Origin of the sequence: Amycolatopsis sp. H20-H5, from assembly GCF_035828755.1 — a bacterium.
Classification (GTDB): domain Bacteria; phylum Actinomycetota; class Actinomycetes; order Mycobacteriales; family Pseudonocardiaceae; genus Amycolatopsis.
On the sequence record NZ_JAYMZS010000032.1, the window covers coordinates 25,855 to 47,486 of the forward strand.

Consider the following 21,632-nt stretch of genomic DNA (forward strand, 5'->3'; position numbering starts at 1 on the left):
GCGGCGTGTCGGTCTGCCTCAAGGCACCGGTGCACGACACCTACTCGGGTGCGGACTTCGCGGCGGGCACGCAGACGCTTTCCGGCACGCAGGCCCTCGCGTTCGTGCGGCAGCGGCACGGCCTCCCGAACGGCGACCTCGACCGCATCGCCCGGCAGCAGGCGTTCATCTCCAGCATGGCGAAGACCGTGCTCGGCGCGGGCACGCTGACCGACCCGTCGAAGCTGTCGAACCTGGTCACCGCGGTGCAGGGCGCCGTGGTGCTCGACAAGGGCTGGGACATCCTGAGCTTCGCCGAGCAGGTCCGCGGCCTCAGCTCGGGCACGTTCGGCTTCGTCACCATCCCGATCCAGGCCCTTTCACTGAAGACGCCTTCGGACGGCGACGCCGTGAAGGTCGACCCGGCCCAGGTGCGCGACTTCGTGCGGAACGCGCTGGGCTCGTCGGTGTCCGCGGCCTCGTCGGGGACACCGAAGGGCAAGATCCGCCCGGTGGCGGAGACTTCGACCCCGGCTTCCGGCACTGCCACCCCGCCGCCGCCCACCTCGCCGGACCAGCCGGTCACCACCGCGTCGGGTTGCGTGAACTGAAAGCGGTTCCGGCCGGACCAGACTGGCTGTGGGGGCAAGATCATTGATCTTTCGCGACCGGCTTCGGAGTTCGTACTGGACTTTCCCGAGGAGCCTGACGAACGACTGTTTTGCGCAAGGCCGGTGTGGTTGGTTTGCTGGCCGCCACTTCCGCCGTCATCGCGGTGTCGGCGGCCGCGCTGGCACAGCAGGGGAAGCTGTACCGCTACGAATGCCTTCCGGTGGGTGCGGCCCCCGTTGGCACGCCACCCAACGACTACCAGCCGGTCTACTGGAGTTACTGAGTCCCCTTGTTTCCGGAGCGGAAACAAGGGGACTTCCCGACCTTGGACGTCGGGAAGTCCCCTTCAGCGCATTTCAGCGACTCAGAAGGCGTCCGGAAACTGATGTCATGTCGTCCAGTTTGGCGCCTAGGAGACTGCTGAATAACAGCGTTCGGATGATTGATCAAATATGAAAGCGCTGGTCAGGCGACTTCAATTGATCTTCAGATCGACTTATTCAGCGGTCTCCTAGGGCCGCGTGACTGACGGGGACTTTCATGCGGTCTGTTCTGGTGAAAGGGGACTTTTGCAAGGTTGAGTCGAGGGAAGGTCCCCTTCGGTCGCGACCCCAGGTTTGCCGTGTGCCCTGATGGGAGCCTTCACGGCGTTTAACGCTGTCATGGTGGCCTTCAGGGGCACGCATGAAACGGTCGTGGCGGTATGAAACGGGCGAATGGGTGGACTTTTCGTCCTTTGTGGAGGGTAGGCGGCTTCGAAGGCCAGGCGCCCGAGGCTTCGAGCGGCGGCTGCTGCGACAGTTCTCAGACGCGTTCTCAGACGAACGCGCTCTCGCCGGTGATCGCCTTGCCGACGATCAGGGTGTTCATCTCGCGGGTGCCTTCGAAGCTGTAGATCGCTTCGGCGTCGGCGAAGAACCGCGCGATGTCGTAGTCGAGGACGATCCCGTTGCCGCCGAAGATCTCGCGGCTCCAGGCCACGACCTCGCGCATCCGCGAAGTGACAAACGCCTTGGCCAGCGACGAGTGCTCGTCCTTGAAGATCCCGGCGTCCTGCAGCTTCGCCAGCTGGACCAGCATGCCCCACGACGCGGTGATGTTGCCGAGGCTCTTCACCAGCATGTCCTGCACCATCTGGAATCGCGCGATCGGGCGGCCGAACTGCTTGCGCTCCTTGGCGTAGTCCAGTGCGAGCTCGTAGGCGCCGATCATCACGCCCAGCGCCTGCCAGGCGACCCCGCCGCGGGTGGCGCGCAGGATCTCCGCGACGTCGCGGAAGGAGTTGATGTTCTGCAGGCGGTTGGCCTCCGGCACGCGGACGTCGGTCAGCGTGATCTCGGCGTTCTCCACGATCCGGAACGCGATCTTGTTCTCGATCTTGACCGGTGAGAAGCCCGCGGTGTCCTTCTCGACGACGAAACCCTTGACGTTGTTGTCATCGAGGTCCCGCGCCCACACCACGACGTAGTCGGCGAAGGTCGCGTTGCCGATCCAGCGCTTGGCACCGTTGAGGATCCAGGTGTCGCCGCCCCGCTCAGTAGATACACGCTGCGCGGTGGTGCGCATTCCGCCCGCCACGTCCGAACCGCCGAGCGGCTCGGTCATCGCGAAGGCGCCGATCTTGTCCATCGCGGCCATCGCCGGGAGCCAGCGGTCACGCTGCTCCTGGTTGCCACCGGTGTAGATGCTGTACATCGCGAGTCCGTTGTGGACACCGAAGAACGTTGCCACGGAAGCGTCCGTGCGGCTCATCTCCATGGCCATCATCCCGCTGAGCAGGTTGCTGGTCGCGGCGGTGTGCTCGCCGTAGCCCTCATACGGGAGACCGGCGAGGCCGCTCTCGCGGAACTTGCCGATGAGCTCCTTCGGGAACTCGCCCTTGGCCCAGTTCTCGTTCACCAGCGGCTTGACCTCGGTACGCATGAACGTCCGCGCCTGTACGAGCAGTTTGCGCTCTTCGTCAGTCAGCAGGGTCTCGTAGTCGTAGAAGTCGGCGACAAGCTGGTCTTCGAGTGTGGTGGTCATCTTAGTTCTCCTCCTTGGTGGCACTGTCCAAAGCGGACAGAACCGCGAGCTGCTTGCGGTCGCGCGTATCGGAAAGTTCCGTGTACGTGGAGGAGCCGTAAGCCTTTTCGACGGCTTGGATCAGCCGTTCTTGTTCTTCGGGGCCCTGCGAGGGCTGGCCGAGGCCCGCCCACATCTGCTTCATGCCCTTGCCGATGTGCTCGGCCATGTGCCGGTAGCCGCCGGGGCCACCACCCAGGTGCGAACCCAGGAACGGGCCGACCGTGGCCCAGCGCAGGCCCAGCGAATTCGTGATCACGGCGTCGAGGTCCTCCGGTGTGACGACGCCCTGCTCGACGAGGTAGATCGCCTCGCGGCTCAGCGCGTTCTGCAGCCGGTTGCCCACGAACCCTGGCATTTCCTTGCGCTCCACCACCGGGGTGCGGCCCACGAAGCGGTAGAACTCGACCGCGCGCTGCACGCTGTCCTCGCTGGTCCGCTCGCCGGGGACGACCTCGACCAGTGGCATCAGGTGCGGCGGGTTGAACGGGTGTCCGATAAGGACTCGGCTCGCGTCATCCAAATCGCCGGTGAAGGCGGTCGACGGGATGGCGGACGAGGAGCTCAGCAGCAGCGCGTGAGCCGGGGCTTCCTCCAGCAGCGTGGCGAACAGGTCCTTTTTGAACTCGACGCTCTCAGGACCGTTCTCCTGCACGATGTCCGCGTTACGGACGGCCTCGGTGACGTCACCGGCGAGGTGCACGCGGTCCGCCAGGCCGTCGACGTCCAGGCCCTGCTGGGCCAGGTGCGGTCCGAACTGTGTTGATGAGTTCTCGGCGGAGAAGAGTGCCTCGAACTTGGTGAGTGCGGTTTCGACGGCCTCGGCGAGGTCCGGACGAGGGTCCGAGACCCAGACGTCCATGCCGTGCCCGGCGAACAGGGCTGTCCAGGACAGTCCGATGGTGCCCGCGCCGATCACCGCTGCGGTGGTGAACTTGGTCATTTCTGGGCTCCCTTCAGGTAGTCGTAGACCGGCTTGACCGGAGCGAGCGTCAGGTCGGTGAGAATGTGGCTGGCGGAAACGACTTCCAGCACCGGCAGGTCGGCGAGCGGCGCCAGCACGTGCTGGAACAACTGGAGCCGGGCGGGGCCGGTCCAGGCCTCCTTGACCACCACGTCGGTGATCTCCGTGCGGACCAGTTCGGACACCCGGGGGCTGCCGTCGTAGTCCGGGATGATCTTCAGCATGAACGTCGGCACGGTGATCTGCGCCTCGGCCTCACGCTTGTCCAGCTGGTTGTGTTTGTAGCCCATGGTCGCGGTGGCGACCCGCAGCGTGCCGTAGTCCAGTGTCCCGACGAGCGCGCCGTGGTCGGCGTAGAGGCTCGGGGAGCCGATGGTCTTGGGGTACGCGCTGATCTCGCGGCCGGACGCGGTGGCGGGGAAGTTGTCCAGGTACATCGCGTGCAGGTACTCGCCGCGCTCGCCGTCGAAGCTGACCTGGATCGCCTGGCCGGACTCGACATAGGGCCCGTAGCCGCTGACGTCGCCCATCTTCATGACCTCGAAGCGCACGAGCGGTTCGTCGATCCGCAGCGGCTCCGGCACGACGGCGCGCAGGGCGGCGGCGTCGGTGCGGTAGACGATGTTGAGGTACTCGCGGTTGGTGAAGCGGGGCACGACCGGGGCGTAGGCGGGGTTCGCCAGCGGAGTGGTCACGTGCTGCAGGACTTCTTGCTCTTTCATGCTCTTACTTCCCTTGCCACACGGGGTCGCGGCGTTCGGCGAAGGCTTGCATGCCCTCGCGGACGTCCTGCGAACCCATCAGGTGGGCCAGTTCACGCTTCTGAGCGGTGAAGGCCTCGGCATCCGGCACGCCGTCGGCGGCCCGGACGATCTTCTTGACCGCGGCCAGCGCGAGAGGCGCGTTCGCCGCGATCTGCTCGGCGAGCTGGAGCGCCACCGCGGTGGTCTCGCCAGCGGGAACGACCCGGTTGACCAGGCCGAGCTCCCCGGCGCGACGGCCGTCGACCGGCTCGCCGGTCAGCAGCAACTCCATCGCCAGGTGGTGCGGGATCCGCTTCGGCAGCCGGATCACTCCGCCGCCCGCCGCGACCAGCCCGCGCTTGACCTCGGGAAGGCCGAAGCGCGCGTCTTCCGCGGCGACGATCAGGTCGCAGCCCAGCGCGAGTTCGAACCCGCCGCCCATGGCCCAGCCCTCGACCGCCGCGATCAGCGGCTTGGTCAGCTCGGCCTCGGTCAGCCCGCCGAACCCGCGTCCCTCTATCGAGGGAGATTCGCCGGTCAGGGCAGCCTTGAGGTCCATTCCGGCGCTGAACGTGCCGTCCGCTCCGGTGAGGATTCCGGCGCGCAGTTCGGGATCGGTCTCGAGCCGGTCGAGTGCTTCGGCGAGTCCAGCGGCGACTGCGGCGTTGACGGCGTTGCGGGCCTTCGGGCGGTCGATGGTGATGAGCAGCGACGAGCCGATCTTCTCGGTCCGCACTTCGGTGGTGCTCATGATGTGCGTCCTTCCTGTATTTTTCGCAACTCGTCGACGAGTTGTGGTCTCTTGGTTGCTGAGACACCACGATTCGTCGACGAATCGCGCTGCTTAGCGTGCGGCCAGTTCGCGGAGGACTTCTTCGGTGTCCTGGCCGGGCAGGGGGGCGAGGCGGCGGATCGCGCCGGGCGTCGCGGAGAACCTCACCGGGATGCCGACCGTGCGGATGCTGCCCTCGCTGGGGTGTTCGACGACGTCGAGCAGGTGACCGTCGCGGACGTACTCGTCGTCCTGGGCGTTGTCGAGTTCGAGCACCGGCGCCATCGGGATGCTGTACTTCGCGCAGACCTCGGCCCACTCCTCGGTGGTCAGCGTCGGGGCGCACTCGTCGATCAGCGCGGACAGCGCGTCGGTGTCGGCGTTGTCGATCGCGTCGCCGTTGACCCGCGGGTCCTCAGCGAGGTCGGCGCGGCCCGCCGCGGCGAAGAAGTCGCGGAAATTCTGCGGGTTGTAAGGGATCACGCAGGCCAGGCCGTCCTTGGTGTGCACGGCGTGGTGGCCCTTGGACATCGACAGCGGGAAACCGGTGGAACCCTCGGCGGGCTCGAACACGTGGCCGGACAGGTGCTCGACCAGGTTGAACGCGATCAGCGTGTCGGTCATCGGGATCTCGATCCGCTGGCCCTCGCCGGTCTTGTCGCGGTGCAGCAGCGCCGCGAGCACGGTGTAGGCGATGGTCAGCGACGAAACCTTGTCGCCGAGGATCGTCGGCAGGTAGACCGGGGTGCCCAGCGCGCGGTTGGCGATGTCGACCAGCCCGGACGCGGCCTGCACGGTCTCGTCGTAGGCGGCGTTGCCCGCGCGGTCCGAGTCGCTGCGGAAGCCCTGCGCGTGGGCGTAGACCAGGCGCGGGTTGCGGGCGGCGAGGTCGGCGTAGGTCATCCCGAGGCGGGCGAGCGCGCCCGGCCGCATGTTCGTGATCAGCACGTCCGCGGTGTCGATCAGGGCCAGTGCCTGGTCGCGCTGCGTCTCGTCCTTGAGGTTGAGGGCGACGCTGCGCTTGTTGCGGTTGACGTTCAGGTTGAGCGGCGTCATGCCGGGCGTGGTGCGGTACTTGCCGACGCGCACGGTGTCGGCGGGGGACTCGATCTTGATCACGTCGGCGCCGAGGTCGCCCATGATCTGCGCCGCGTACGGACCCATCACCACGGTCGAGAGGTCGATCACCCGCACGCCCTCGAGGGGACCGGTGCTGGTCGTGTCCGTCATCTCTTGTCCTTTCGCCACTTCTTTTTCGCTCTGTCACCAAAGCTAGTCGCGCGGACTGGATAACGGAATGTTCGAATAAAGCACAATGGTATGACCACAGTAGTCCTACCATTGTGCCCCCGATTGCCGGGTGAATTACCGCAGTGGTATCAGGCGGTGAGCGGGTCGCCGAAGACCTCGCGGGCCAGCTTCACCAGTTCGGCCAGGTCCCCGCCTTCGACCACGCGATCCTTGCGCCAGAGCAGGCCGGTTTCGAGTTCGGGCGTGAAGTCGCGGAAGGGCAGAATCGCCACATTGTCCAGTTTGTACAGCTGCATCGGGCTTTTCTCGTCCAGCATCGAAATAGAGAACGCCAATCCGCTCGACACGACTTCGGCAACGCCACCGTAACCGGCGTTCGTGAGCCGAATTCTTTTCTTGATGCCCGCCGCGGTCAGCCGGTGGTCCAGCTGTTCGAAATAGGTGGGTGTCGTTTCCGCCGGTGAGGGAATGTAGGACAGCGCGGCCAGGTCCGCCAGTTCGACGGAGTCCCGGCCGTCGAACTGGTCGGCGGGCACGACGGCGCCCAGTGTCTCCGACATCACCCCGAGGATCTCCAGCGCCGGATCGGTGACCGGCAGGCGGGCCAGCGCGAGTGCGAGTTTGCCCTCGTGGACCCCGGCGATCAGGTCCGTCGACGTGCCGGGCCAGCGTTTGAGCTCGAACCGGTCGCGGCAGCGGTCCTCCAGCTCCTTCACCCGGTCGCGCAGACCCGGGTGCACGCCCGCGGGCATGCCGATGAACACCGTGCTCCGCTGCGGCCGGGTCGCCTCCCGCAGCCGCCACGGGATCGAGTTCACCTGGTCGAGGATGTCGTTCGCGATCGGCACCAGCGCCGCGCCCGCCTCGGTGAGCGTCACGTGGTGGGTGCTGCGGTCGAACAGCTGCTGCCCGAGCTCGTGCTCGAGGTCCTTGATCCGCTGGCTCAGCGGCGAGGCCGCCATGTGCAGCTTGCGGGCGGCCTGGGAGAAGTTGAGTTCCTCGGCCACGGCCGCGAAGTAGCGCAGATGCAACATCTCCACGCCGTCAGCCTAACCGCCGATGCCGGTGCCCCGCCTGATCAGGTCGAGCAGCCGCGCCGCTTGCCCGGTGCCGTGCCCCCGTGCGTACTGGCCGATGGTGGTCTTCAGACGCCTTCGGACCACGTTTTCGGCGCCTTCAGGGGGAGACGAGGTTGAAGGACATGGTGAACGCCGCGCCGCCTTCGGGTGCTGGGCCCGCGGTGATCGAACCACCCATCCGGGTGACCAGTCCGTGGGCGAGCGCCAGGCCGATCCCGGAACCGACCGGACGGCGGTCGCGGTAGCGCGCGTTGAGCACGCCGCGGTCGAACGCCACCGGGTAGTCCTCGGCGGCGAGGCCGGGGCCGCCGTCCCGGACGGACAGGCGGGCGTAGCCGTCGGTCGTCAGCGCGAACACCATCGGCGCACCCGCCGTGGTCACCCGCAGGGCGTTCTCGGCCAGCCCGTCGATCACCTGCCGTAACCGCCGGGGATCCGCGGTCACCCGGACCGGCGCATCGGGCAGGTGAACGCGCAGCTCGACGTTCTCGCGGGCGCAGCGCAGCTGCCACACCTCGGCGCAGTCCCGCGCCAACGCGGTGAGATCCAGCTCGACGAGGTCGAGGCGGAACTCGTCCGCGCCCAGACGAGCGAGGTCGAGCAGGTCGCTGACCAGGCGCTCGAGCCGCTGGGCCTCGCGATGGATCGTCTGCCCGGCGCGGCGTGCGTCCTCGCCCTCGGCCACCCCGTCCGCCACCGCCTCGGCGAACCCGGTCACCGCGGTGAGCGGGGTGCGCAGCTCGTGCGACACCGAGAGCAGGAACTCCCGCTGCCGGCCTTCGCTGTGCTGGAGCGCGTCCGCCAGCTCGTTGACCGAAGTGGCGACCTCCGCGACCTCGGCCGGGCCCTCCACCGGGACTCGCAGGTCACGACGTCCCGCACGCATGCTCCCGGCCACCGACGCGGCGTGCCGCAGTGGCCGGGCCAGCAGCCTGCCCAGCACCAGCCCGGCGAGGGCGGCGACCAGCAGCCCGATGCCCAGTGCGAGCAGGACGTTGCGGATCAGCGACCGCTGGGTCCCCTCGGCCGTCTTGATGGGCTGGACCAGTGCGAACGCCGCGCCACGGGTGCCGATGGGCCGGACCTCGACCAGGAAGTCCACCGCCCCGATGGTGACCTTGGCGGACCGTGCGACCGGCTCGCCGAGGCCGCCCTTGACCGCCACGCGCACCGAAGCCGCGTCCCCGGTCTGCTCACCGCCCGGCCGCCGGACCACCACCGCGACGCCCTGGCCGCGGACCACTTCGGTGACCTTGCCGACGCCGAGCCGGTTGCCGATGCCGGTGTCGTCGAGCTGGCTGGCCAGCACGTTCGCCTGCGCGCTCAGCGACTGCTGCAGGACGTCGGTCGCCGTCCGGCTGACCAGCCGCGACCCGACCAGCCCGGCGACGACCACCGCCACTGCGGCCACCACCAGGCACACGCCCGTGATCCGGGCGGCCAGCGAGGTCCGCCTGGCCCCGCTCATCCGGCCTCCGCCGCGTACCCGGTGCCGCGGACCGTCCTGATCGGACTGTGCTCGCCCAGTTTCGCGCGCAGCTGCGCGACATGGACGTCGACAGTGCGTGTTCCCGCCGAAGCCGCGTAGCCCCAGACCGCGCTGAGCAGCTGTTCGCGGGCGAAGACCTGGCCCGGATGCCGCAGCAGGTAGGTGAGCAGGTCGAACTCCGTCGAGGTCAGCGCCACCTCGGCGTCGCCGGCCCAGGCGCGGCGGCGGGTGACGTCGACGCGCGTGGCACCGGCCGAGTAGGTTTCCGCGGCCGGTGCCTGCCCGGCCGCGCGCCGCAGCACCGTTCGCACCCTGGCAGCGAGCTCGCGGGGGCTGAACGGTTTGGTCAGGTAGTCATCGGCGCCTATTTCGAGGCCCAGCAAGCGATCCAGCTCGTCGTCGCGCGCGGTCACGAACAGCACCGGCGTCCAGTCGCCCGCTCCCCGCAGCGACCGGCAGATCTCGATACCGTCCATTCCGGACAGTCCGATGTCGAGCACGATGGCGACCGGCTTCACCCGCCGGATGGTCTCCAGTGCGGCTCCGCCGTCGGCTTCGACGTGCACCCCGAACCCGTCCCGCCGCAGGTACAGCGAGGCGAGTTCGGCGATCGCCGCGTCGTCCTCGACGACCAGCACCAGCCCGCGCTTGTCCACTTCACTCCCAGCCGATCCGGGGAAGAGCCCCCGACAGTGCCCTTCCCCGGATGCCCTTCCCCGGATGCTCTCCCCGGATCCTGCCACCCGCTACGGGTTCCCGTCGCCCGCCATGTCCGAGTCGATACCGTCCAGTGTCGACTGGATGCCGCTGAGCTCGGTCGAGACCTGCGCGGACCCGCCGGATGCCGAGTCGTCGTTGCAGGCCGCGCAGGACAGCGTCACCAGCCCCGCCGCCAGCACGGCCGTGACCGCCCGCCTCATTTGGTCGGCGCCGGGGCGGCGGGCTTGCAGTGCGCGCCGGTGAAGGCGTCGAGCTTCTGCTTCGCCGTCGCGAGGTCGGCCAGGCGGCCGGAACGCTTTTCGGCGCGTTTGGTGAGCCTGTCCGCGGCGTCGGCGTGGCCCTTCTTCTTCTGGTCCTCGGCCCTGGCCTTGAGGTTGGCCACCGAACCGGCCACCTCGGGACCGCCGTTGATCCGGTCGGTCAGCTTCGTCGCGCGGGTGGTGAGTTTGGGAACCCAGTCGCCGCAGACCTGCTGCGACTCCTCCGGGCTGAGAGTGATCGGGGCGACGGGGGTGCCGCTCGTCTCCGCTGCGGCCAAGGGCGCGGCGGCCAGCAGGATGACCGCGGTGCCGCAGCCGGCCAGCGCCAGGCGCCGGCGCCAGGTGGACAGTTCCATGGTTTCTCCCTGAGCTCGATCGGACCCGGCTCGACCGCCGGGTGCGTCAGCCACTTTCGCGTGACGCTGTTCGAGTGGTGTGGGCGCAGTGTTCGGGTTGTGTAAGAAGGCGTCCGGAAACTGATGTCATGTCGTCCAGTTTGGCGCCCAGGACCACCCCAGGCTTGCCGTATGCCCTGATGGGAGCCTTCACGGCGTTTAACGCTGTCATGGTGGCCTTCAGGGGCACGCATGAAACGGTCATGGCGGTATGAAACGGTCGAATGGGTAGACTTTTCGTCCTTTGTGGAGGGAGAGCGGCTTCGAGCGGCGGCTGCTGCGGCAGTTCTCAGACGCGTTCCAAGGGCTTCTCACCAGTGGACTACGGGGAGGGACACTGCCGTCCCTGCCAGGTCGAACGTGAGCCGGGGCCGGGTGTTCGGCAGCGCGGGATCGAAGCTGGGGACGTCCGTGCCGCCGAGGACGAGCGCGATCCGGTGCCCCGCGGGCACGACGTGGTCGAGTGTGCTGAGCCGCAGGGTCAGCGTGTATGGCTTGCCGGGGGTGAGGGGTTCGCCTCGCCACAGGGAGCGGTGGTGGCCGATATCGGCCCAGCCCGCCGCGAGGATCTGGTGGTCGACGTCGACCAGATCGGCTGCGGTGTCGAGGAAACAGGCGCTGTCGGCGGCGCCGCTCGCTCCCCAGCAGGAGCGGGTAGTGAGGTTCTTGACGCCCAGCGCGGGGAACGTGGTGTCGCGGACGGTCGCCGGTCCGTAGTCGACGAGAACGGCGCTGACGGTGGCCTTCGGCTGGTCCGACCGGACGGTCACGGTGACCGAGCCGGTCCCGGCGATCCGGGTGTCGGCGGGTGTCGGCGCGGTGCGGAACAGCACCCGTTCGGGGGACGGGAGCTCGGGATTCAGCACCCAGGTGTCTTCGCCGCTGCCGGGGGTGTCCGTCAGCGAGGCGGAGCCACGGCCTGGGCCGGTGGCCAGGGCGCCGAGGCCGGGCGTGGGCCCCGCGGCAGGACGGAAGGTCTCCTGGCGCGTCCCGGCGGGCGGCCAGCTCGGCTCGTCGGCCCACCGGTCCGGCGTGTGCTCGACGTGGATGGCGGGCTCGCGCTCGATGCCGTTGCGCACGCCGAGCAGCCAGCGGTCGAACCAGCGGTGCAGCGCCGAGACGAACTCGGGACGCTGCAGGTCGAACGGATCGAGGTGCGCGCCCTGGTGCAGCCATGCCTTGCGCGCCACGGCGGTGCGGTTCAGCGCGTCCCACCACTGGCCGAACTGGAGCGGGTTCACGTTGACGTCGTGGAAACCCTGCACGTCGAACACGCTCGCCCGCACGTTCGCGACCTTGTCGACGTAGTTTTGGCTCTGCCAATAGGGGTTGTAGTTCCCGTCGGTGCCGGCGCGGCGGGCATTGCCGTCCTCGAACGGCTGGCAGAGGACCTGTGCGCGCTCGTTGTACAGCCCGGGGCCGCCGCCTCCGTAGCCGAAGTACGCGCCGCCGGAGTTGTGGACCTCGTAGTACGAGCTGACCCCGGCGATCGGCACCACGGTCCGGAGGCCGTCGACCCCGGTCGACGCCATGCCGATCGCGGCGGCGCCGTCCTGGGACTTCCCGATCGCCCCGACGGCTCCGCTGGCCCATCGCGCCTTGACCTCGCCAGTGCCTTCCGGCGTGGTGAAGCCCTTGGCGCGGCCGTTGAGCCAATTCACGACGCCGACCCCGGACGCCACGTCGTCGAAACAGCCCGACGAGCGGTTGGTGCCGCCGACGTCCACGAGCACGACGGCGTAGCCACGCGGGACGAAGTAGTTGTCGTAAAACAGCGGGAACTGTGCGGGCGTCCCGTCGGGGGCGTACGTCTTCTTCTGCTGCTCGTTGCCGCGGCCGCAGCAGGCGAAGTACGGGCTCGTGTCCATGATCACCGGGATCCGCTGCCCGCGGGCGGCGGGCTCGGCGGGCCGGATGATGTCGGCCGCGACCCGGTCGACCCGGCCGTCCCGGTCGAGGTCCTGGCCGGTTTCCACCCAGGTCGTCTCCCGGAGGGCGTGCTCATAGGAGTACACCGGCTGGGTGACGCCGTCGCGCAGGGTGAACGCCGGGGGAGCCGCTCCGGCCGCGGGCGCCAGCACCGCGCTCGCGATCAGCGCGCCGGACAGGATTCGGGAAAAGAGTTGCCTGCGTCCACCCATCGGGTGAGTATCGCCGGTGCGGACGGCTGCCGGAATACCCATCAGACGGGTCGACTCTCGCGCTGTGCGTAGCCGGAGAGGAACTGCTCCATCGCGCTGTCGACCGCTTCGAGGTCGCCGGTGGTGAGCAGGTCCAGCAGCAGGCCCCTGGCGACGGCGAGGGCGAGCCGCGCGTGTGCCGGCCGCTCGGGCTCGGGGATGCCGAACCGAGCCAGTAGTTCGCCGACCGGGGCGAGCCAGGATTCGACGATCCCGTCGAGCAGGCCGGTGGTGCCCGGCCTGCCGAGCAGGGCCTGGCCGTACAGCTCGAAGAACAGCTTTTCGTTGTTGCGCAAGGATTCGTCGGTCAGCCTGCGCCAGAACAGCCGCGCCAGCTCCAGCGGGGACAGGTCTTCGCCGGTGCCCAGGCCGGTGAAGGCCGCGCGCTGCCGGGCCTCGACCTCCCGCACCACTTCGCTGAGCAGCCCTTCCTTCGAATCGAAGTGGTAGATGAGCATCCGGTGGCTGCTGCCCACCGCGCCCGCCAGCGCGCGCAGGCTCACGTCGACCGTGCCGTACTGGGCGACGTGCTCGATCACGGCTTCGAGCAGCTTTTCTCTTGCCTCACTCACGTACCACATGGTACATGTACCAGGTGGTACGTATTCAGGGGAGGTTCACCCATGGGCATTCAGCACATCTCGGCGAAGGGCTGGTCACCGGCCGCGCCCGCCGTCGTCTACGCGCTGCTGCGTGACGGCGCGTCCTGGCCGCACTGGTCGTCGTTCAGCACGTTCGAGCTGCTCGAAGAGGGGGAAGGCGGCGGGGAGGGGATGGGCGCGCTGCGCCGGTTCCGCACCGGGCCGACGCGCAGTTGCGAGGAGATCATCGCGCTCGAGCCGGACCGCCGGTTCGGCTACGCGTTGCGCAAGGGCCTGCCGTTGCGGGACTACGTGGGGTACGTCGACCTCGCGCCCGAACGGCACGGCACCGCGATCCACTGGCATTCCTCGTTCCGGGCGAGGATCCCGGGTACCGGCTGGTTCTACCGGCGGCTGCTCGGGTCGTTCATCAGGAGACTGGTCAAGGCGCTCGCCGCGGCGGCGGCCGTGAGCCAGCTGAAGGGGGCCGCCGCCTAGAGTGAGCACATGGCAGCACCACGACGAGGGCCGACCGGCCGCACCCAGGAAGAGCGCAGCGCGGCCATGCGCGTGCGCCTCCTCGACGCCACGATCGACTGTCTCGTCGAGTACGGCTACGCGGGCACGACCACGACCAGGGTCGCCGACCGGGCGGGGGTGACGCGCGGGGCGCAGGTGCACCACTTCCCCGCCAAGGCCGACCTGGTCACCTCGGCCATCCGGCACCTCGCGGCGAAACGCACCGAGGTGGCGATGGCCGAGCTCGACCGGCTGAAGGCCTCGGCCGATCCGGTGGGTGACGCGCTGCAGCTGATGTGGGAGATGCACCAGGGCCCGGTCTTCTCCGCGACCGTCGAGCTGTGGGTCGCCTCCCGGACCGATCCCGAGCTGCGCCGTCAGATGGCGCTGGTCGAGCCGATCGCCACCAGCAGTCTGGTCGAGTTCGGCAAGGCCCTGATGCCCGAGCACGCGCCGCATCCGGAGTTCCTGCACGCGGTGTACACGGCGATGGACGTCGTACGCGGCATCCTCATCGCCAGCTGGGCCACCCGCGACCAGGCAGAGCTGGAGGCCCGCTGGGAACGCGGCCGTGGTCACCTGCGGGTGCTGTTCGCCGCGCTGATGGAGTCCGCCCCGACTCGCTGACGTGCGTAACCTGCCCAGACCTCGTGGCCTCGTTCAGCTTGTGTCTGTCAGCGGACGGCTTTGATGGGCATGACGAAAGCGGCCGCGGCAAGACCGGTGACGACCATCGACAAGTACAGCGTGGTGAACCCGCCGAAGGAGTTGATCAGCAGTCCGCCCAGTGCCGAGCCGACTATGTAGGGCAGCACGTTCGCCAGCTGGATGACCCCCAAGTCCTTGCCGCGGTCCTCGGCGCGTGGCAGGACCTGGGTGATCAGGGCCTGATCGACCGAGAGGTAGCAGCTGAACCCGGTGCCGAGGATCGCCGCGGCGATCATCGCCGAGGGCAAGGTATGCCAGAACGCCATCGTGATGCCGGCGGCACCGCACAGGATCGAAGAGATGACGACCATGCGTTTGCGTTTGAGGGTGCGGTCGGAGATACGGCCACAGGGCACCGAGACCGCGCACGTCGCGGTGGTGTAGATCAGCGAAAGGATCAGCGTTCCGGTTTCCGGGTTCGTGCCGACCGCGTCGCGCAGGTACTGGTAGAGGAACAGCACGCCGAACGCGTTGGACAGCCCGATCATGCAGCGCTGTCCGAACGCCCAGGCGAAGTCGGCGTGCCGCAACGGAGCGATGATGCCGATCAGCGCCGTTTTGATCCGCAGCGGAGAGCGTTGTTCCCGGTCTAGCGGCACACCGCGGGTGCCCAAGGCGAACGGGATGGTCAGCAGGACCATGAAGATCGCCAACCCGACGTAGGCGTTGACGATCCCGGTCAGCACGAAACCGATCAGCGCCATCCCGGCCAGCGGGCCGATCGACTGGCCGAGTACGAGAAATCCCGACACGGTGGCGCGTTCGTTGACCGGCACTTCGTCCGGGATCGCGGCCAGCAGCGCGGTGAAAGCCGCGTTGTAGCCGACCTGGAAAACCATCCACATCCCCACCAGCCCCACCGCGCTGGTTTGGAGGCCCTGCAGGAGGAACGCCACCGCCGCCAGCCCGGCCCCGCCGATCACCCAGATCTGCCGCCGCCCACGGCTGTGCAGGGTCCGGTCGGACAGGGTCCCGACCAGTATCGACACGATGATCGCGACCACGGCGGCGGCCACTCCGGCGTAGCTGGTGATCGCGATCGCGACCGCGCTGTCACCTCCCGCGATGGCGTTGGCGTGGCGGGGCAGCAGGATCTGCTGGGTGGAGAAATACGCCAGGGAAATGCCGAACAGCGCGAAAGTCCATTTGGTGACCCAGCGCCTGCTGACCGGCCGGACGGGTTCGCTGAGCGCCGAGCTTCGCCGGCCGGGGGTGGTATCCATGGTCGCCATGGCGGGCTCCTCGCTGCCGGCGTCGCGAATCTTGGCGTACATGTCCGGCGAATGTCCAGAGTGTCCGTCAAGTGTGGACACCTGTCCAGGGGTGTCCGGGCCGAACGAGATACCTGCCCCGGTTGGCAATTCGCTAGCAGGCCGCGGCAATCAGAACGCCTCCCGGGCAACCGCTTCTGGCACCCGTCCACAGAAGACACGGGGCTTGGCGCAGCCGAGACTTCAGGCGTAGAGGTCCGTCAGAAGCGGGCGAAGCGCTTCGGGCTGCTGGAGCACGTTGTGGTCCTGGCCGTCGAGGGTGGCGCACCGGGCGTCCGGAATGGACTCGGCGACGGCCGTCACCGGTCCGCTCGAACGCGATCGTGGTGCCGTCGGCCGGGGTCACGGTTTCGAGGGGGCGGTCATCGGGTCCGCCAAGCCTCGGGAGTCGCCGCCGGACGCCCCCCGGTCGGAGCCGTTGCCCGGTTCTCGGCCCGGCCCCGCCGGGAATTTTCTAGTGGGTGACGAGCCCGGCTTCGTGGGCGAGCAGCCCGGCCTGGGTGCGGTTCGCGCACGCCAGCTTCACCAGCATCCGCGAGACGTAGCTCTTCACCGTCGCCTCGGCCAGGTGCAGCCGCGCCGCGATGTCCGCATTGGACAGTCCTTCGCCGAGACAGGCCAGCACGTCGGTCTCGCGCTCGGTGAGCCCGGAGGTGCGCTTGCGCGCGTCCTCACCCCGTTGCCGCCCGTCGGAGGACAGCGCCACCAGCCGTCGCGCGGCGTCCGGCGACAGCACCGTGTGCCCGTCGGCGGCGACCCGCACCAGGCCGATCAGGTCCTCCGGCGGGGTCGACTTGACCAGGAACCCGGCGGCGCCCGCGCGCAGCGCGCGGATGACGTAGGTGTCGGCGTCGAACGTCGTCAGCGCGACCACGTGCGGCGGGTCGGGCAGCGCGGCGATGCGCTCGATCGCGGTCAGCCCGTCGACCCCCGGCATCCGCAGGTCCATCAGCACCACGCCCGGCCGGTACCGGATCACCGCCTCGACCGCTTCGGCGCCGTCCTGGGCCTGGCCCACCACCTCGATGTCGTCGGCCGAGCCGAGGATCGTGCGCAGGTGCGCGCACACCATCGGCTCGTCATCGACGACGACCACCCGGATCACTGTGCGTGCCTTCCGTCGTCGGAACGTAGGCGGGCAGTATCGCATTGACCCGGTATCCGCCGCCGCTCAGCGGCGCCGCCTCGAGCCGCCCGCCGATGAGCTCCACCCGCTGCCGCAGCCCGGCCAGTCCCGCGCCGGAACCGCTGCCGGTCAGCGCCGGATCGCCCGGCCCGGTGGGCGCGGTGTTGCGCACTTCGACGTCGAGCCCGCCGGGGTGATAGCGCAACTCGACCGTCGCCGACGAGCCCGGCGCGTGCTTGCGCACGTTGGTCAGCGACTCCTGCACCACCCGGTACGCCGTGCGCGCGATCGTGGGGGAGATCAACGCCGGGTCCCCGCTCGCCGCCAGCTCGGTCGGGACGCCCACCGAAGCGGACTCCGCCACGAGCGTCGCCGGATCGCCCGCTTCTCCGGCCAGTAGCGTGCGCGTTTCGTTGTGCGCGCCGTTGCGCAGCACACCGACGAGGTCGCGCAGCTCGTCCAGCGCCAGTGCGCCCTCACGCCGGATGTCCTCGGCCGACGCGCGGACGGCCTCGTCGCGGGACACCACGGTGAGCGCCCCGGCGTGCAGCACCATCAGGCTCAGCCGGTGGGTGACGACGTCGTGCATCTCCCCGGCGAGCCGCCGCCGTTCCGCCGCCGTCGCCTGCTCGGCGAGCAGGTGCTGTTCCCGCTCCGCGCGCTCGGCGCGGTCCCGCAGCGAGCTCAGCAGCTGACGGCGGGCCTCGAAGTACAGCGCGATGGCCACCGGGAGCGCGGTGGCCAGCAGTCCGAACGGTGTGGTGCTCCAGCTCGCGTTCCACGGCCGGGTGGCGATCACCGCCAGCACCCCGGCCAGCGTCAGCAGGCGCCGTCGGTCGAGCACCCTGGCCAGCTGGCTCAGCAGCACGGGGGTGATCGTCGGCACGGTCATCAGGGTCAGCGGCCGGACGGGCACGAGCAGGCCGGGGGCGAGCAGGTCGGAGGCGAGCATCAGCACGGCCCCCGCGAGCACCAGGCTCGTCACGGTCCCGGGCAAGCGGAACAGCAGGATCAGCGTGAGGTCGAGCAGTACCTGCAGCACCGTCCCGGCCCACGGGCCCGCCCAGCCGGTGGTGCGGTTGCCAGCCAAGTCGATCGTGATGTTTCCCGCCGAGAAGACCAGCGCGACACCGATGAGCCAGGCGGCGTCGGTGCGGTTCGGCCACAGCCCCCAGCGGATTTCGGTCACGCTCACCGCTGCCACGGTAGTCAGCGCGCGCCGGGTCCGCGCGGGACCGGGCCTTTCGCCGGTGCCGGTACCGACGAAAGTTGCGGGCCGCCGGGATCCCGTCCACTTTCGTCGCCCGGATCGCCTCCCTTGCCCGCTTACCCCGCCACGCGGGTTCGCGGTGGACTGGGCGCACAGCGAAGAGAAGGGGGCCAACGGATGCACACCGTCCACACCGGACAGGAACGGCTCGCGGGGACCACCGGGGTACCGGCGTTCGCCCGGGTCCCGGTCCTGGTGATCGCGGGCCTCGTCCTGCTCGTGCTGCTGCTCACCAGTGGGCGGTACGCACACGGCTTCGACGAGCTCTACTTCCTGGTGGCCGGTCGAGATCATCTGGACTGGGGGTATTTCGACCAGCCACCGCTCATCCCGCTGCTGGCCGGGGGACTGGACAGCCTGTTCCCCGGCTCGCTGACGGCGCTGCGGCTGCCGATGACGCTGGCCGCCGCGGCCGGGGTCGTCGTCACCGCGCTCATCGCCAGGGAGTTCGGCGGCGGGTGCGGCGCGCAGGCGATGGCCGCGGGCGCCTACGCGACGTCAGGAGTGGTGATCGGCAGCCACTGGATCGGGACCTACATCCTCGACCCGTTCCTCTGGACCGTGCTCGCCTGGCTGGTGGTGCGGTGGGTCCGGACCCGGCGTGACGGCCTGCTGCTGTGGGCGGGCCTGGTCACCGCGATCTCGCTGGAGACCAAGTTCCTCGTCCCGGCGTTCTGGGCGCTGCTGCTGCTCAGCGCGCTCGTACTCGGTCCGCGTGACCTGCTCCGGCGGCCGAAACTGTGGCTGGGCGCGGCGATCGCGGTTCTGGTGACCGTGCCGACGCTGCTCTGGCAGGCCTGCAACGGCTGGCCGTACACCCACATGAGCGACGTCGTCAGCGCCGAATCACCAGGGGCGTGGGGGTTCCTGCGTGACGGGCTGCTCGGGGCGGGCATCGGCGCCGGGGTCCTGGCGTTCCTTTACGGCCTCTGGCGGCTGTTCCGCTCGCCTGAGCTCCGGCCGTACCGGTTCCTCGGCTTGGCGATCGTGGCGCTGATCGCCGCTTTCCTGCTCGCGCAGGGCCGGTCCTACTACCTGATGAGCGTGTACGCCGTGCCGTTCGCGGCGGCCGCCGTCGAGCTGCAACGCCGTGACCTGGCGCGCTGGTGGAAGGCCGTGGTGTGGCCGGTGTTCGTGCTGTCCGCCGCGGTCACCCTCGCGGCGTTGCCGATCTATCCCCGCTCGATGACCCAGGCGAACTTCGGGTTCCTGACGCTGGGTTCGGTGTTCAGCGCCGGTGAACTGCCGACGGAGGAACTCGGCAGGCAGATCGGCGCGACCTTCGCGGCCCTGCCCGCGGATCGCAAACCGCACACCGCGGTGTTCGCGGAGATCTACCCGTTCGCCGCGGCGGCGGAGTACTACGGCCGGGCCGACGGCGTCCCGGCTGTCTACAGTGGCCACCGTGGCTACTGGTACTTCGACCGTCCCCCGGAGTCCGCCGACAGCGTGCTGTTCGCCGGGTTCGACCCCGGGTTGCTGCGGCCGTACTTCACGAACGTGACCACGGTGGTGGACGGGCTGATCTGGCGGTACGACGGCAGGCGCGTGCCGTGGAACCAGCTCTGGCCCGCGCTGAAGAGCCAGTGAGACGAAAGGCCGACATGACCGAGATGTCCCTTCCCGACAAGGCGTACCTGCTGGCCTGCGACGTGGAGAACAACCGGCTCCGCGACCGCCAGCGGGCCGGGCTGCTGATCCGCGCGGCCGCGCTGACCGACCTGCTGCTGCGCGGCCGGATCGCCGACGAGAACGGCCGCGTCGTGGCCACCGGTGGCACCACCGGGGACCTCGTGCTCGACGAGCTGCTCGCCGAGATCGCCGCGGACCGGCACCGCAAGTGGAAGGCACTGGTGCGCCGCGACGCCCGCAGCACGCTGCAGTCGGTCGAGGCACAGCTGGAGGCCGCGCGCGTGATCGAACTGGACACGTCGCGGATCCTCGGCCTGTTCCCGCGACGGCGGCCCGCCGTGCTCGACGTCGGCGCGGCGAAGCGCCTGCACGCGCTCGTCGAAGCCTCGCTGGACGAGACGCGCCCGGTGTCCGAAGTGGACCCCGTGGACGCTTCGCTCACCGCGCTGGTGGCCGCCATCGAACTGAACGGGGCGATTCCGCGCGGTGAGCGGCGTCGGCACAAGGACCGGATCAAGCACCTGGAAGAACGCGGGGGAGCCGCCGTTCCGGCGCTGCGCAGGGTGTTCAAGGAGCTGCGGGGCAGCCGGGCCGCGATCGCCGCCACGCAGTCCGGCGGCGGTGGCTAGGCGGCTAGGAAGGCGTCCGGAAACTGATGTCATGTCGTCCAGTTTGGCGCCTAGGGCCGCGTCCCTTCAGTCGCCACCCCAGGCTTGCCGTGTGCCCTGATGGGAGCCTTCACGGCGTTTAACGCTGTCATGGTGGCCTTCAGGGGCACGCATGAAACGGTCGTGGCGGTGTAAAGCGGGCGAGTGGGCCGACTTTCCGTCCTTTGTGGAGGGTAAGCGGCTTCGAAGGACAGGCGCCCGAGGCTTCGAGCGGCGGCTGCTACGTCAGTTCTCAGACGCGTTCTAGGAGCTGCCTACTCCCTTCCCGGAGCGAGCCGGGTGCGGAGCAGATTCGGGTCCGTACCGATGAAATACGCGCTGTCGGCGATGTAGGCGGTGTCGCCGCGGACGGCGACCGAGGTCGGGTTGTCGAGGCCGTCGGCCGCGGTGAGGATCGTCCGCGAGGAGCCGTCACGCGCCACGACGCTGACCCGGTTCTCCTGGTTGATCGCGGCCACGACCTCGTCGCCGTGGAACGCGAAGTCGTCGATCGGGCCGAGCCCGGACGCCTTGACCTCGCCGGGCCCGGCGGTGCCGTCGCGCGTGATCGGGAAGCGGACCAGCTGCTGGGTCCCGATGTTCGACACCCAGACCGCGTCGTCGTGCAGTTTGACGCCGTTGGCCCCGAAGCCGTCCCGCGGCGCCAGCAGGTCGCCGGTCGCCCACGTGACCACCCGGCCGGTGCGCGGGGTGACCCGCCGGACCACCGAGCCGAACGAGTCGGCGACGTACAGCTCACCCGTGCGCGGGTCGAGCGCCATACCGTTGTGGAAGCCGGACGGCGGCAGGGCGGCGACGCGTACCGCGGGGCGCCCCGGCCGGAGCCGGTAGACGCCCGTGGCGCTCGCCGTCCCGGTCGACACGGCGACATACAGGTCGCCGCCGGGCGCGCGGACGATGCCGCCGAGGAAGATCTTGCGGTGTACCACGGGGATGTCCCCGTCCGCGGGCACCGGGATCCGGCCGATGATCTCGACGCGGCCGCTCGGGCTGACGCGCCCGACCTCGCCGGTGTAGGCGAAGGTGAGGTCGGCGGAGCCGTCGGGTTCCAGCGTGATGTTCTCCGGCTGCTGCCCGCTCGCCAGGTCGAGGTGGGCGACGATCCGGGTTCGCGGGGACGTATTTTGCTGGGCTGTGGTTTGCGGGGACGCGGCCTGCGCCGGGCCCGCCGCGGCGACCAGCCCGGTGAAGGTCATCATCGCCAGTGCGATCTTGAAACCGTTGGTGGACAAGGGAATACTCCAGGAGTTCGGGAGAACACGGGAACGGCGGCGTGACACCCCAGGCCGTCGACACTTTCGAGCATAGGTCCGCCGGACCGGCCGGTGCCACCGGTTCGGCAGCCGGTG

General features: G+C 69.4%; 22 protein-coding genes. 6 read left to right on the forward strand and 16 right to left on the reverse strand.

Features of this window, described 5'->3' with window-relative positions:
* Together QMK34_RS19440 and QMK34_RS19445 are read left to right on the forward strand one after the other, a co-directional pair.
* A partial coding sequence (locus tag QMK34_RS19440) for an LCP family protein (protein ID WP_326415514.1) occupies window positions 1-590 on the forward strand: 590 nt, incomplete at its 5' end.
* 134 nt (window positions 591-724) lie between these two features.
* Entirely contained in the window at window positions 725-874 is a 150-nt protein-coding gene (locus QMK34_RS19445) for a hypothetical protein (RefSeq protein WP_326415515.1), read from the forward strand.
* Between the two features lie 533 nt (window positions 875-1,407).
* Here the strand turns inward: QMK34_RS19445 and QMK34_RS19450 are convergent.
* From QMK34_RS19450 to QMK34_RS19505, 12 genes are all read right to left on the reverse strand, one after another.
* Window positions 1,408-2,616, reverse strand: a complete 1,209-nt coding sequence (locus tag QMK34_RS19450) for an acyl-CoA dehydrogenase family protein (protein WP_326415516.1) — start codon at window positions 2,614-2,616, stop codon at window positions 1,408-1,410.
* A gap of 1 nt (window position 2,617) precedes the next feature.
* Window positions 2,618-3,598, reverse strand: coding sequence for a 3-hydroxyacyl-CoA dehydrogenase NAD-binding domain-containing protein (locus QMK34_RS19455; protein ID WP_326415518.1), 981 nt, complete (start codon window positions 3,596-3,598; stop codon window positions 2,618-2,620).
* Window positions 3,595-4,341 carry an acetoacetate decarboxylase gene (locus QMK34_RS19460; protein ID WP_326415519.1) on the reverse strand — a complete coding sequence of 249 codons (747 nt, stop codon included), beginning with the start codon at window positions 4,339-4,341 and terminating at the stop codon, window positions 3,595-3,597. The genes QMK34_RS19455 and QMK34_RS19460 overlap by 4 nt, the downstream gene beginning before the upstream one ends.
* 4 nt (window positions 4,342-4,345) lie before the next feature.
* Window positions 4,346-5,113, reverse strand: coding sequence for a crotonase/enoyl-CoA hydratase family protein (locus QMK34_RS19465; RefSeq protein ID WP_326415520.1), 768 nt, complete (start codon window positions 5,111-5,113; stop codon window positions 4,346-4,348).
* Window positions 5,114-5,206: 93 nt separating this feature from the next.
* Complete coding sequence (locus QMK34_RS19470) at window positions 5,207-6,364, reverse strand: CaiB/BaiF CoA transferase family protein (protein WP_326415521.1); 1,158 nt, start codon at window positions 6,362-6,364, stop codon at window positions 5,207-5,209.
* Window positions 6,365-6,513: 149 nt separating this feature from the next.
* On the reverse strand, window positions 6,514-7,425 hold the full coding sequence (locus QMK34_RS19475) for a LysR family transcriptional regulator (RefSeq protein WP_326415522.1): 912 nt from the start codon (window positions 7,423-7,425) through the stop codon (window positions 6,514-6,516).
* Between the two features lie 136 nt (window positions 7,426-7,561).
* Window positions 7,562-8,932: a sensor histidine kinase gene (locus tag QMK34_RS19480; RefSeq protein WP_326415523.1), complete on the reverse strand. Its 1,371-nt coding sequence runs from the start codon at window positions 8,930-8,932 to the stop codon at window positions 7,562-7,564.
* A complete protein-coding gene (locus QMK34_RS19485; protein ID WP_326415524.1) occupies window positions 8,929-9,609 on the reverse strand; it encodes a response regulator transcription factor in 681 nt (226 codons plus the stop codon). Before QMK34_RS19485 ends, QMK34_RS19480 begins: the two co-directional genes overlap by 4 nt.
* Before the next feature lie 90 nt (window positions 9,610-9,699).
* The gene (locus tag QMK34_RS19490; protein ID WP_326415525.1) at window positions 9,700-9,873 is read right to left on the reverse strand and encodes a hypothetical protein; all 174 of its coding nucleotides are present in this window, start codon (window positions 9,871-9,873) and stop codon (window positions 9,700-9,702) included.
* A complete protein-coding gene (locus QMK34_RS19495; RefSeq protein ID WP_326415526.1) occupies window positions 9,870-10,289 on the reverse strand; it encodes a hypothetical protein in 420 nt (139 codons plus the stop codon). Before QMK34_RS19495 ends, QMK34_RS19490 begins: the two co-directional genes overlap by 4 nt.
* A gap of 350 nt (window positions 10,290-10,639) precedes the next feature.
* Window positions 10,640-12,469 (reverse strand): CocE/NonD family hydrolase, encoded by a 1,830-nt coding sequence (locus tag QMK34_RS19500; RefSeq protein WP_326415528.1) that lies wholly within the window; start codon window positions 12,467-12,469, stop codon window positions 10,640-10,642.
* A gap of 41 nt (window positions 12,470-12,510) precedes the next feature.
* Window positions 12,511-13,080 carry a TetR/AcrR family transcriptional regulator gene (locus QMK34_RS19505; protein WP_326415529.1) on the reverse strand — a complete coding sequence of 190 codons (570 nt, stop codon included), beginning with the start codon at window positions 13,078-13,080 and terminating at the stop codon, window positions 12,511-12,513.
* Between the two features lie 51 nt (window positions 13,081-13,131).
* On the opposite strand from QMK34_RS19505, the gene QMK34_RS19510 reads away from it, so the two are divergent.
* Window positions 13,132-13,587 carry an SRPBCC family protein gene (locus QMK34_RS19510; RefSeq protein WP_326415530.1) on the forward strand — a complete coding sequence of 152 codons (456 nt, stop codon included), beginning with the start codon at window positions 13,132-13,134 and terminating at the stop codon, window positions 13,585-13,587.
* 66 nt (window positions 13,588-13,653) lie between these two features.
* The gene (locus QMK34_RS19515; RefSeq protein WP_326415577.1) at window positions 13,654-14,235 is read left to right on the forward strand and encodes a TetR/AcrR family transcriptional regulator; all 582 of its coding nucleotides are present in this window, start codon (window positions 13,654-13,656) and stop codon (window positions 14,233-14,235) included.
* 47 nt (window positions 14,236-14,282) lie between these two features.
* On the opposite strand, the gene QMK34_RS19520 is transcribed toward QMK34_RS19515, so the two are convergent.
* The 3 genes from QMK34_RS19520 to QMK34_RS19530 all read right to left on the reverse strand — a co-directional run bounded on the left by QMK34_RS19520 (window position 14,283) and on the right by QMK34_RS19530 (window position 17,902).
* Window positions 14,283-15,548, reverse strand: coding sequence for an MFS transporter (locus QMK34_RS19520; protein ID WP_326415531.1), 1,266 nt, complete (start codon window positions 15,546-15,548; stop codon window positions 14,283-14,285).
* Between the two features lie 493 nt (window positions 15,549-16,041).
* Window positions 16,042-16,692 carry a response regulator transcription factor gene (locus QMK34_RS19525; protein ID WP_326415532.1) on the reverse strand — a complete coding sequence of 217 codons (651 nt, stop codon included), beginning with the start codon at window positions 16,690-16,692 and terminating at the stop codon, window positions 16,042-16,044.
* Entirely contained in the window at window positions 16,667-17,902 is a 1,236-nt protein-coding gene (locus tag QMK34_RS19530) for a sensor histidine kinase (RefSeq protein WP_326415578.1), read from the reverse strand. Before QMK34_RS19530 ends, QMK34_RS19525 begins: the two co-directional genes overlap by 26 nt.
* Window positions 17,903-18,100: 198 nt before the next feature.
* Here QMK34_RS19530 and QMK34_RS19535 point away from each other — a divergent pair, with 198 nt between their 5' ends.
* Both QMK34_RS19535 and QMK34_RS19540 read left to right on the forward strand, forming a co-directional pair.
* Window positions 18,101-19,573: an ArnT family glycosyltransferase gene (locus tag QMK34_RS19535; protein ID WP_326415533.1), complete on the forward strand. Its 1,473-nt coding sequence runs from the start codon at window positions 18,101-18,103 to the stop codon at window positions 19,571-19,573.
* A 14-nt stretch (window positions 19,574-19,587) separates the two neighbouring features.
* Window positions 19,588-20,244, forward strand: coding sequence for a GOLPH3/VPS74 family protein (locus QMK34_RS19540; RefSeq protein ID WP_326415534.1), 657 nt, complete (start codon window positions 19,588-19,590; stop codon window positions 20,242-20,244).
* A 293-nt stretch (window positions 20,245-20,537) separates the two neighbouring features.
* On the opposite strand, the gene QMK34_RS19545 is transcribed toward QMK34_RS19540, so the two are convergent.
* A complete protein-coding gene (locus QMK34_RS19545) occupies window positions 20,538-21,515 on the reverse strand; it encodes a hypothetical protein (protein WP_326415535.1) in 978 nt (325 codons plus the stop codon).
* Window positions 21,516-21,632 lie beyond the last annotated feature (117 nt).